Source organism: Caldivirga sp. UBA161 (assembly GCF_002506515.1).
Lineage (GTDB): Archaea > Thermoproteota > Thermoprotei > Thermoproteales > Thermocladiaceae > Caldivirga.
Window position 1 is genome coordinate 1 of the sequence record NZ_DAXS01000031.1, and the last position, 10145, is coordinate 10145.

Annotated in this window: 14 protein-coding genes; 9 read left to right on the forward strand and 5 right to left on the reverse strand. The window is 45.4% G+C overall.

Annotation, left to right across the window (positions count from 1 at the left end; translation table 11 throughout):
• Nucleotides 1-128: 128 nt before the first annotated feature.
• Complete coding sequence (locus BP896_RS03600) at nucleotides 129-566, reverse strand: type II toxin-antitoxin system RatA family toxin (protein ID WP_291765756.1); 438 nt, start codon at nucleotides 564-566, stop codon at nucleotides 129-131.
• A 53-nt stretch (nucleotides 567-619) separates the two neighbouring features.
• A complete protein-coding gene (locus tag BP896_RS03605) occupies nucleotides 620-1219 on the reverse strand; it encodes an ArsR family transcriptional regulator (protein WP_291765757.1) in 600 nt (199 codons plus the stop codon).
• Nucleotides 1220-1317: 98 nt separating this feature from the next.
• Here BP896_RS03605 and BP896_RS03610 point away from each other — a divergent pair, with 98 nt between their 5' ends.
• Nucleotides 1318-1875, forward strand: coding sequence for a 50S ribosomal protein L30 (locus BP896_RS03610; RefSeq protein ID WP_291765759.1), 558 nt, complete (start codon nucleotides 1318-1320; stop codon nucleotides 1873-1875).
• On the opposite strand, the gene BP896_RS03615 is transcribed toward BP896_RS03610, so the two are convergent.
• Entirely contained in the window at nucleotides 1872-2450 is a 579-nt protein-coding gene (locus BP896_RS03615) for a Brix domain-containing protein (protein WP_291765760.1), read from the reverse strand. The genes BP896_RS03610 and BP896_RS03615 overlap by 4 nt on opposite strands.
• A gap of 95 nt (nucleotides 2451-2545) precedes the next feature.
• Here BP896_RS03615 and BP896_RS03620 point away from each other — a divergent pair, with 95 nt between their 5' ends.
• Nucleotides 2546-3826, forward strand: a complete 1281-nt coding sequence (locus BP896_RS03620; RefSeq protein WP_291765762.1) for an APC family permease — start codon at nucleotides 2546-2548, stop codon at nucleotides 3824-3826.
• A gap of 63 nt (nucleotides 3827-3889) precedes the next feature.
• Nucleotides 3890-4426, forward strand: coding sequence for a transcription elongation factor NusA (locus BP896_RS03625; protein WP_291765763.1), 537 nt, complete (start codon nucleotides 3890-3892; stop codon nucleotides 4424-4426).
• A 52-nt stretch (nucleotides 4427-4478) separates the two neighbouring features.
• On the opposite strand, the gene BP896_RS03630 is transcribed toward BP896_RS03625, so the two are convergent.
• The gene (locus tag BP896_RS03630) at nucleotides 4479-5762 is read right to left on the reverse strand and encodes a hypothetical protein (RefSeq protein WP_291765765.1); all 1284 of its coding nucleotides are present in this window, start codon (nucleotides 5760-5762) and stop codon (nucleotides 4479-4481) included.
• Complete coding sequence (locus tag BP896_RS03635; RefSeq protein ID WP_291765767.1) at nucleotides 5752-6903, reverse strand: dihydrodipicolinate synthase family protein; 1152 nt, start codon at nucleotides 6901-6903, stop codon at nucleotides 5752-5754. The genes BP896_RS03630 and BP896_RS03635 overlap by 11 nt, the downstream gene beginning before the upstream one ends.
• A 108-nt stretch (nucleotides 6904-7011) precedes the next feature.
• Between BP896_RS03635 and BP896_RS03640 the strand changes: the two genes are divergently transcribed.
• From BP896_RS03640 to BP896_RS03665, 6 genes are all read left to right on the forward strand, one after another.
• Nucleotides 7012-7191: a preprotein translocase subunit Sec61beta gene (locus BP896_RS03640; RefSeq protein ID WP_291765769.1), complete on the forward strand. Its 180-nt coding sequence runs from the start codon at nucleotides 7012-7014 to the stop codon at nucleotides 7189-7191.
• A gap of 62 nt (nucleotides 7192-7253) precedes the next feature.
• On the forward strand, nucleotides 7254-7499 hold the full coding sequence (locus BP896_RS03645) for a hypothetical protein (RefSeq protein ID WP_291765771.1): 246 nt from the start codon (nucleotides 7254-7256) through the stop codon (nucleotides 7497-7499).
• Nucleotides 7500-7510: 11 nt separating this feature from the next.
• The gene (locus BP896_RS03650) at nucleotides 7511-8035 is read left to right on the forward strand and encodes a PUA domain-containing protein (protein WP_291765773.1); all 525 of its coding nucleotides are present in this window, start codon (nucleotides 7511-7513) and stop codon (nucleotides 8033-8035) included.
• Entirely contained in the window at nucleotides 8022-8972 is a 951-nt protein-coding gene (locus BP896_RS03655) for an RIO1 family regulatory kinase/ATPase (protein WP_291765775.1), read from the forward strand. Before BP896_RS03650 ends, BP896_RS03655 begins: the two co-directional genes overlap by 14 nt.
• 132 nt (nucleotides 8973-9104) lie before the next feature.
• A complete protein-coding gene (locus BP896_RS03660) occupies nucleotides 9105-9257 on the forward strand; it encodes a hypothetical protein (RefSeq protein WP_291765778.1) in 153 nt (50 codons plus the stop codon).
• 82 nt (nucleotides 9258-9339) lie between these two features.
• On the forward strand, nucleotides 9340-9894 hold the full coding sequence (locus BP896_RS03665; RefSeq protein ID WP_291765779.1) for an ABC transporter permease: 555 nt from the start codon (nucleotides 9340-9342) through the stop codon (nucleotides 9892-9894).
• Nucleotides 9895-10145: the final 251 nt, after the last annotated feature.

The window sequence follows — 10145 nt, forward strand, 5'->3', positions numbered from 1 at the left end:
CTTAGTTCCCAAACCATTTAAATTACCTAAATATAACCGCCAGGTAGGCGTTTAAAGTATTATACTAGTTACTGCACAAAATAAACTACTTTACTTATACTTTCCCTTAACCTCAAATGGCATTGCCGCTATTGCCTTAGAGGGCTGGAGCTCCCCTTAATTGATTCAGCATCATTAATTATCCTCTCCAATGCGTGTTCTGAACCTTGCTTAAAATGATTAATTATCCACCTGCTCATGGGTGTTAAGAGTGGGTGTAGTTTAATGTTCCATTCACTGGTTAATTCACCATCATTAACCTTAACAACATGCACACCTTTGAATGGCCCCTTCAGGAAATTAAATACCACAGTGTAGTTACCCACTTCCACGTAGGCTGTTCCGTGATTTAATGGGCCATTAAAGGCGAACCTAATGTTAACCAGTAGCCTACCTTCATTATTACCTATTACTTTAACTTCCCTATGCCCATGCCAGTACTTTGGGTAGTCTTCAATCCTTGAGACTAGGCTCCATATGGTTTCCTTAGGTATGTTAGTCCTCTTACTTACTGTGAATTTAATCATTACTGGGTATACTCGTGATTATTAAATAACCTCTTCGCGGCTGGTGGAGGGAGTTAGTTATCGCCGCTTGGTATTCTTAAGTTAATTGAACTTGACCTAAGCCTCTTGGCTAAGTTAAGTAGTATTAAGTTTCTGAAAACTTCCATATATGCCTCAGCTGGTTCAGGGGAGTGTAGCTTAATGCCGTATTTACTGGCCATGCCTTTAACATTCCTTGTGCAGAGCGCCCTAAGTGGGCATGTGGAGCAGTAATCCCCTGTGGAATCTTTGAATATTATTAGGCCGTGGATTGGGTCTAGGAAGGCACCCTTATTTGGCAGTAGCTTAATTACAATAGTGTCATTAACCTCCTCCACGGTGGATACCACGTAGACTGACGCCGAGAAGACGTAACCACTATTACTCTTACTTAACCAACCACTCCTAATGAGCGCCTTCAAGTGCCTTGATAATTGCCCCTTGGGTATTGACGTTGCCTTAAGTATCTCATTAAACCTGGACGCCCCCTTGGCTATTGATGATACTATGGTTGAGTTAATGTTATTGAATATTACATCGAAGTTGCGTTCACTCATGATTACGTAGGATCCCTCCTCAATACTTGCCTCAAGCCTACCTGGAAGCACTATTAAGTCTGGCTTAACCTCAGCCACATTTGGGGATAAGGAAAGTTATTATTAAGCCTTAGGCGGATTACTGAATTAACCCACTTTAGGTACAGTTATAAAGGGGGCTTGGGCAAGGGGTCATTATGCAGAGCACCCAGGAGGTTGAGCGGAGTGGGGAGCATGGTAGGGTTATTGTCGCCGCAGTTAGGATTAGGGGGTTAGCTGATGTTAACCCTGACGTTAACCATACGCTAAACCTACTTAGGCTTAGGAGGAGGTTCACGTGTAGTGTATACGTGTTGTCTGATTCAATTAAGGGTATGCTTAAGTCTGTTGAGAGTTGGGCTACTTGGGGTGAATTAAGTAGGGATACTTTAATTCAACTGCTCAGGCGGAGGGGTAGGATTACCGGTGACTTACCTTTAACGGATGAGTACCTTAAGAAGTATGGATGGGGTAGTGTTGAGGAGTTGGTGGATGCTTACATTAAGGGTGAGGTTAAGAACCTATGGTGCAGTGGGGGTGAGGGGCCTAAGGTGATTAACGGTAAGGCATCATGCATACCAGGCCTTAAACCATTCTTCAGGCTACACCCACCTAAGGGTGGATTTAAGGGTAGTATTAAGAAGCCTTATGGAGCTGGAGGGGAATTGGGGTATAGGGGTTTAGGTATTAATGAGCTTATATTAAGAATGATCTAAGCCCTAATCCTCTTAACCACTAGGCCAGGTGCATTAACCTCCTTAAACCTCCTAACCCTAATAATAGGTCCCCTTGGTGCGTATGTTAACCCATCTATGAAGCCTACCTCACAGTACCCCGGCTTCATGGGCCTAATGTACATTATTGAATCATAACTCCTATACTCATCCACACTCCCATAGAATACCTGTGACTCAAAGACCTCAGACAGGATTAAGGCTAATTGAATCCCCTGTTGAGCCACAATAACCATGGATGCCGCCTTACCTAGAATTGGCCTGAAGGGTAGTATGTCCTTAAGCAGCTTAACGCCTGCCAGGGTTATTACATAGGGTAGCTTAACCAGTGAATCCTCCTTAATCCTGTAGATGACCATTGATGATGGGTTACCGTGGAATGAAGTGAATACCACAATGTGCCTAGCCCCCATTTCCAATGCGTTTAAGGCCAATTCAACTAAACCACTCCTACCCCTATTAACCTTAACGGCGCCTGGTATTGCTAACTCAAGCTCATTAATGAATTGCCTAAGCCTAGTGGAGGCATCCCTTGAGGTGGTTAACACAACAGCCATTCCTCCTAAGTACAGCTTATGGGTATTATAAACCTTAATTAAGCTTCACTGGGCTTAAGGTATATCTTAAAATACGCCGCTTGACTTAGGTAAGCATGAGGAGGAAGTTAACCTTATGGGAAGCCACCGCCGTGGGGTTGGGGAACATTATTGGGGCAGGCATATTCGTTATGGCTGGTTCAGCAATAAACCTAGCGGGGCCTGGAGCATTGCTTGCCTTCGTGGTTACTGCAGCGTTGGCTATTGGGGTTGGGTTAAATAGCGCCGAGATGGCTTCAGCCTTCCCCAACGTTGAGGGTGGGGTTTACTCCTTTGCTAAATTAACTCTAGGTGATTCTGTTGGCTTCCTGGTTGGCCTACTTAGGGTTGTTTCCTACGTAATCGGTGGCGCAGCCGTTGCCTTAGGATTCTCAGGTTACTTAGCCTCAATGGGGGTGCCGCGGTACTTAATGTACCCAATCTCAGTGGCGTTAATAGTTGTATTATCACTACTCTACAGGTCTGGTTTAAAGATCGCCTCAGAGTTTGAGAAGTACTTAACCTCAATCAACATAGCTGGCTTAGTAGTCTTCATTATTGCTGGTTTACTTTACTCAGGTCCATTTAAGTCAAGCCACTTTAAGCCGCTCCTACCTCATGGGTTATTCGGCCTCATTGAGTCATCATCCCTAGCCTTCTTCGCCTACTCAGGCTTCAACACAATAGCCACGTTAACGCCATCTGTGGAGGATGGGGGGAGGAATGTACCTAAGGCCATAGTATTATCCTTAAGCATAACCACCGTAATATATATTCTAGTAGTCTTCACAATGCTTTACATAGCCCCCTGGCAGCTATACGGTACTAGGCCGGATCCATTAAGCTTCGCCCTTGAGGAGGCCAGGGCGCCCTACGTGGTTAGGTTAATCGTATCCTCAGTGGCCTTACTATCAACGTTCACCGTGACGCTATCAATGATTATAGCTGGGGTGAGGACCATGAGCCAGATGGCTGAGGATAACGTGGTACCAAGGAGGCTTTCCCACGGTGACTGGCCACTATTTATAGTTACCACAGCGACCTTAGCATCATTAGCGCTTGGCAATGTGGAGACGCTGGGCTTGGTGGCTAATTTCGGGGTCGTCTTCTCCTATATAACAACCCCAATAGCCGTAGTGGTGGCTAGGAGGAGGCGTATCACTGGGTCCTTTAAGGCTCCCTTATTCCCAATACTGCAGTTATTAACCATTGCCCTATCCCTACTGATCACCAGTGCCCTTGGGTATAAGTCCATTGAAATAGGGGCTATGACACTCATAGTGGGTATACTGATTTACGAAGTTCACGAGGAGCTTAACATTATTGAGAGGAGGCGTAGTGCTACTGTGGGTGGCTGATCATGCCTAACGTCAGTGCCCAGGGAGGAAAGTTTTATATATCCTAACTCTAATGAGGGGTTAATGCGGATTCCGTTCTGCGAATTCTGCGTGAAGACGAGGCTGTTTTGCAGTAAGTGCCAGTCTCTGCTTAACAGTGGGCAGTATGAGATGTATGATGTTGACGTCATAGACGCAATCCTTAAGTTAACCGATAATGATCAGAAGCTTAGGGGCATGCTGAGCAACGTTGAGTACTTTAAGTCCTATGAGGTTAATGATACTTACTTCATCGCCCTGAAGGGTATTAGGCGAGTGCCCATTAATGTTGTTAGGCAACTTGAGGATAAGCTTTCAGAGTCCCTTAATAGGAGGGTTAAGATAATTGAGTACACTGCCGATATTAATGAATTAGTGACCCAGGTGGCTTACCCAGCTAGGCCAACTGTGGCTACGACTTGGCTACCTGATGGAACCAATGAAACTGAAGTTAGGATAATGAGGAGGGATGCTAGAAGGCTTAGGCTTAGGCCATCCGACATGGCTAAGTTGCTGAGCGCCATAACTAACAGGAACGTTAAGGTTAAGGTAATTAGCCACGATCAATTAAACACCGTGTAATTGAAGGGAGTAAGTTAAGTGGGCGTTAACCTAGCTTACACCATACATGGTACTATGGTGCAATTTCCCTTAGGTTAGACTCAATACCCTTGATAATAAGCCCCTCAGCATCATCAGTAACCCTACTCCACCTGGCTAACTTAGCCTCATACGTGCCCTTAATGAATGACGCCTTAATAGGTATATAACCCACGTAGTCATTTACGTAACCAACAACCATAGTTTCCTTAAAACCCATACCCTCAGCAATACTGCTAATCATTAACGCAGACTCAATGAATGCTTCACCCGGTATAGTGACCATGAGTAAGCCCCCAATCCTCAGTAAGTTTACTTCAGCCTCAATAAACCTTCTATTATCCTTAGAGACCTCGTACTCCTCATCACTGTACATTAACGTTAAGTAGTCTTCATTAACCCATATTGACTCACTGGGCTCATTAGGCAACCCACCCTTAGCCTTAACCCTCCTAAGCGCCTCCTCATACCTCAACCTAGCCTCCTCCTGGTTAATTGTCCTGAGGGGTAAGGTAATCTTAATTTCCTTAACCCTAATGACTGGGGCTGTGGGCTTGAGGGAGCCTAAGGTTTCAATCACTGATGAAGATAATGAGTACCCAAGGTAACTCATGTAACCCCTCCCCTTCCTAATTGGGTCAATGTCGCCTGCCGCCCCAGTTAAAAACATTAATTCAACGCCATTACTGAGAAGCGACTCATATGTAACTCCAGGGTAGTCGGCTGAGAAGCCTAAGTCAGTGTTACATACTGGGTGGCATGGGTAATTAACTAAAGCCACCTTACCTTTACTAAACTTAACCAGTAGTATTGGTAATTCACCACTCACTAATCCACCCTTAAAGGACCTGTTGAAGCATAATCCATTAGCCTCCCCTACACCAATCCTTAACTCAACCCTCTCAGTACCATTAAGCCCACCTGCAGCCTCAGTTAACTTACTCACCACTCCAGTGAACCAATCATTGTACTTAGCCTTCTCCTCCTCACTGTAGGGTAGGGTATTGGGCCACATTGGTATTATGGTTTCAGGCGCCGAGTGGGTGTGGGTTGAGGCAACCATTATATTATCCTCCTTAACCCCAGTCACCTTACTTACACTCCTCCTAATTAGTGAAGCGTCATTACTGTATAGGCCAAGTAAATCCAGTTGAACCACAATTACCTCAACTTCACCACTGGATATCATTAGTAACCTGGCGTATAATTCATCGTGAACCATGATTGATGGTTTACCAACCCTATGTGCATACCCACCTAGCCTGAGGCCAATGGGTGGTGTTATGTTAACCTTACTATACGACGCCTCAATGGCCATAACCACCACTCAGCATTAACCTAACGTCACTTAGGCTTAACTCCCTTAACTCACCCCACCCAACACACTCACCCTTAACCCACTCATCAACGTACTTAGCCGTGAAGTCATCATCCCTAAGGTGGGGGTAGGATGAGTAAACCCTATTAATCTCATCAAGCTGCCCTGGGGATAAGTCCTCTTCAGGGTTAAGGGTCCACCTACCGGCTAGTATGCGGCTACGCCTTAAAACCTCATTAATACCCGGTATCACTCCCCTGAAGTCATTAGCTGCATCAAACACTGCACCGTTTACATCAGTGACTTGGGCGTTTAGGGTCAGTAGCTCTGGTGGTATATGCTCTGATCCAGCCACTGATTTAACAAGCCTAAATATCTCCATGGATCTCTTAGTCCAGAAGGACCAGTGGCCAAGTAAACCACCCACGATCCTAACCTCATTAACGCCACCGCGCCTATCCATGAACCTGAACCTGGTTAATAGGTCAATGATTATGTTATCATCATTGCCAGTATATAATGCAACCTCCCCAATCCTTCCAGCATCAGCCACAGCCCTGGCAACATCAATTGTTGCATACCTGTTGAATGGAGCCACCTTAATTGCAACCATGTTCTCAACCTCCTCAATGAGCCTCCTCCAGAAGCCATAACCAAGCCTAACCCCACCCACTGCCGGTTGAAGGTAGAAGCCGAAGACTGGTATCTCCTTGGCAATCGCCTTCACATGCTCAATAACCTTATCCTGAGCCTCCCCGGCTAGGCTATGTAGGCTAACTAGGCCTGCATGGTAACCAAGCCCATAAGCCAACTTAGCCTCCCTAACAGCCTGCTGAGTACCTCCAACAATACCCGCGACCTTAATAACCTTACCAACCCTCCCACTGCACTGGTCCACGGTCTCTGCTGTGATTTTAAGGAGGGGCTCATACATGCCGTTCTCATGAACCTTAAATTGAGTAGTATGAACACCAATAGCCACACCTCCAGCTCCAGAGGCTAGGTAGTATATTGTTAATGCCCTCTGCCTAGCTTCATCAATCCTCCTATCCTCAGTTAAGGCGAGGGGATGCGCAACTATAGCTACACCACTCCTAATCATGTCATAAATATCCCTTGGTGGTTCAGGGAATGCACCCATACTTTACCTTATGGCTAAGGGGATTTAAATGCTAGCGCACTAGTGGATGCAGTAAGGATGCGCACCTTAAGGAAAGCTAAATAAACCAGGTTTAAGTAACTGAATTTAATGTCAACTAGGCGTAGGAGGAGGAATAGTGGTATGCAGCCCCTAATGAGCGCTGGCCTACTGATGTTTAGGGATGTTAAGGAGGTTGAGAGGATTAAGATACCGCCAACGGTAACAATAATGATTGGGTTAGCTGTACCAATAATAGTAATACTACTTTACCTGCTTATACCCGTTTAGCCTAAAGGCATTAATAAGGCTAAAGGTGTATGGTTTAAAAGCCGCTTAATTCAACTTATAGCGTGGAGTGTGGTAAGGCTAGGATTGAGGGGTTGCTTAAGGAGGCTAACGTTGAGTATAATGAACCTATTGAAACCTACAGGACCATGATTGAGGAGAATTGCTTCGCGCAGGCTAAGGTGTTTAAGTTTAGGGATAAGTACTTAGTCTACATGATTAATGAAGAGCAAGCGTGCATTGAAGTTACTGATAGCCTAGAGGAGGCTAGAAATGTGGCTAAAGGCTTCACTGACTCAATATGCACGTAGGGGGAGGGATTATGGCTATTAATAGGCATATGCTCAGTAAGAAGGATATTAAGAAACTCATGAATGAAGTCCCATGGTTAAGTGAAGTTTATGGATCCATTGATGAGGCTGAGGTGATTAAGATTAGCGATGAGTTGGAGGTCTACAGAATCATGAATGACATCGCCTTTGTTAAGGCTGTGGTGAATGTAAATAACACTGGCATGAACCTAATATACCCAACATTACTAGCCGCCAATAAGTATCCAACGCTTGTGAAGTATTACCCAGTGGTTAAGGTTGATGAGGGTGCTGTGAAGCCAATAGCCACTGGGGCTGATGTAATGAGGCCTGGTATAAGGGAGTTCACAGGTTCATTTAAATCCGGCGACATAGTCCTCGTTAAGAGCCCGGGGGAGAGAATCATAGCTGTGGCTGTTAGCTTATACAGCAGTGATGAGGTGGCTAACATGAGTAGGGGTAAGGTACTTAAGAATATTCACCACGTTGATGATGGAGTTTGGAGGTTAATAAGTGAAGCGCATGAGCATAAGTAACGTAGTAGCCTCCTATAATGAGTTAAGTAAATTTGACTTAAGGGTTCTTAGGGTAATTGAGGTTCTCCACAGGAATCATGAGTATGTTCCAGTTAAGAGGATTGTTAACTACATGGGTTTAAGTGAGGAGGTTATTAATAAGTCCATTTCAAAGATGAATAAGCTTAAGCTACTGGTTAGGAGGGGACCTGATAGCGTTAGGTTAACCTTCCCAGCCTACGACATACTATCAATACACACCATGGTTAAGAGAGGTGTTATAAGCGCCATAGCTCCAACACCCCTCGGCATCGGTAAGGAATCAGACGTGTATGCCGCTGATTCGCCAAGCGGGGAAAAGTATGCCTTGAAGTTTCATAGGATTGGTAGGGTTAGCTTCAGGAATACTAGGAAGTATAGGGTTTGGATTGGGGAGAGGAGGCATGTTACTTGGCTTTACGAGGCTAAGATATCAGCCCACATGGAGTACCTGGCATTAACCGAGGCCTATAAGGCTAAGGTGCCTGTACCAAGGCCTAGGGCTGTGACAAGGCACCTGGTAGCCATGGAGTACATTAATGGCGTCGAATTGTTTAGGATTAAGTTAAGTAACCCAGAGGATGTTCTTGAGCAGATTATTTTAGCCATTGAAGACCTCCTTAAAATAAACATTATTCACGGCGACTTAAATGAATACAATATCCTAGTTAACCCAAGTAATGAGAGAATAACCATAATAGATTGGCCCCAGTGGATGTACGCTAACGTTAAGGGATCTAGGGTAATCCTCATGAGGGACCTCAACATCATATTAAGGTACTTTAAATCAAACTACAGATTAAATATAAGTATTGATGCAGTAATGAGTAGGCTAACCCCCTTAATGCCAAGTATTGAACTACCACCTGAGAAGGCCTACTCCAAGTTAATTAAAAGAGTAACCTCCCTGGTTAAATGACTGAAGCAGGCCAACATAAGTATTACGGGCGCGACGCTGGCCGCGGGCTCAAGCACACTGGTCATTGGGACGCTGGGCCCGGGCAGTAATTACACGGCCACTCTATACATACTACCGATGGGCAGTGGCCCCGTGTCAATTACAGTGACCTACATGGGCACTCTGAACCCACAGCAATTGAGTGCCGTGGCCTTCAGCTTCACCGTGACGAGGCCCATGAACACCACAATAACCTTCCAAATACAGTACATGGACCAATTCGGGCAGCAACATAGTTGGTTATGACATAGCCTTCACAAGCACTGGGCAGGTAATGGTGATAACCACGCTAGGAGGCTCAGAGCTCACGTATACGGTTGGGGCCATAATGCAGCAAAGCGGTATTGGAGTCATTGGCCTAAACCCAAACAACGCCATATTCATTGATGAGAACACGTTCCTCTCCCAATTCGATCCCTCGGGCATCGTTGACGGCGTAATCATTTACGTGGATTCACTGAAGAACATTAATTACGTAACCAATGAATTGAAGGCGCTATTCCCAATGGACCAGGTGTTGAACCTATCAACACTGATCTCGAGCATTAACCAATTCTTCACGGTGCTTGAGCTCTTCCTAGCCTTCATAGCTGGCATAAGCTTCATAATAATTGGCATATGGATGTTCAACGCAATGATGATAAACATGCTGCAGAGGACTAGGGAGTTCGGCATAATGAGGGCTGTGGGCTTCAGCGGTAGGTCAATACCACTCCTCCTCATTATTGAGGCAGCCATAATAGCAATTATTGATTCCGTCATAGGCACGGCACTATTAGTGGCCATTACCAGCGCCTTCCCAAGCCCATCATCATTCATGGATGCGGCATTCAGAGGACTTGGCGGGATGGCTAGGCTGCCCCATCCATCATGCCGCCCATAGCCATAAACATAATAGCAGCCTTAATACCCGCGATAAGGGCCATGAGGATTCCACCGGCGCAGGCATTGCGTTATGAATAGGTCGGCGGTCCGCGGCATTGCCTAAAATTCAAATCCTATCACCATTAATTAGGCCCCTCAACTCCGCCTCGAAGTCGTACAAACCCTCCCCACTACTCTTAGGCTCCAGGTTAAATAGCGCATACCAGCTACTTACCCAGGGTAAGTATATTTAACCTAACACCATTAATG

Bases quoted from the DNA above. Each gene is read 5' to 3' on its own strand.
- BP896_RS03610 (WP_291765759.1), top strand. From the start codon at position 1,318: ATGCAGAGCACCCAGGAGGTTGAGCGGAGTGGGGAGCATGGTAGGGTT.
- BP896_RS03650 (WP_291765773.1), top strand. From the start codon at position 7,511: ATGGCTATTAATAGGCATATGCTCAGTAAGAAGGATATTAAGAAACTC.
- BP896_RS03615 (WP_291765760.1), bottom strand. From the start codon at position 2,450: ATGGCTGTTGTGTTAACCACCTCAAGGGATGCCTCCACTAGGCTTAGG.
- BP896_RS03640 (WP_291765769.1), top strand. From the start codon at position 7,012: ATGTCAACTAGGCGTAGGAGGAGGAATAGTGGTATGCAGCCCCTAATG.
- BP896_RS03635 (WP_291765767.1), bottom strand. From the start codon at position 6,903: ATGGGTGCATTCCCTGAACCACCAAGGGATATTTATGACATGATTAGG.
- BP896_RS03620 (WP_291765762.1), top strand. From the start codon at position 2,546: ATGAGGAGGAAGTTAACCTTATGGGAAGCCACCGCCGTGGGGTTGGGG.
- BP896_RS03600 (WP_291765756.1), bottom strand. From the start codon at position 566: ATGATTAAATTCACAGTAAGTAAGAGGACTAACATACCTAAGGAAACC.
- BP896_RS03665 (WP_291765779.1), top strand. From the start codon at position 9,340: ATGCAGCAAAGCGGTATTGGAGTCATTGGCCTAAACCCAAACAACGCC.
- BP896_RS03625 (WP_291765763.1), top strand. From the start codon at position 3,890: ATGCGGATTCCGTTCTGCGAATTCTGCGTGAAGACGAGGCTGTTTTGC.
- BP896_RS03630 (WP_291765765.1), bottom strand. From the start codon at position 5,762: ATGGCCATTGAGGCGTCGTATAGTAAGGTTAACATAACACCACCCATT.
- BP896_RS03655 (WP_291765775.1), top strand. From the start codon at position 8,022: ATGAGCATAAGTAACGTAGTAGCCTCCTATAATGAGTTAAGTAAATTT.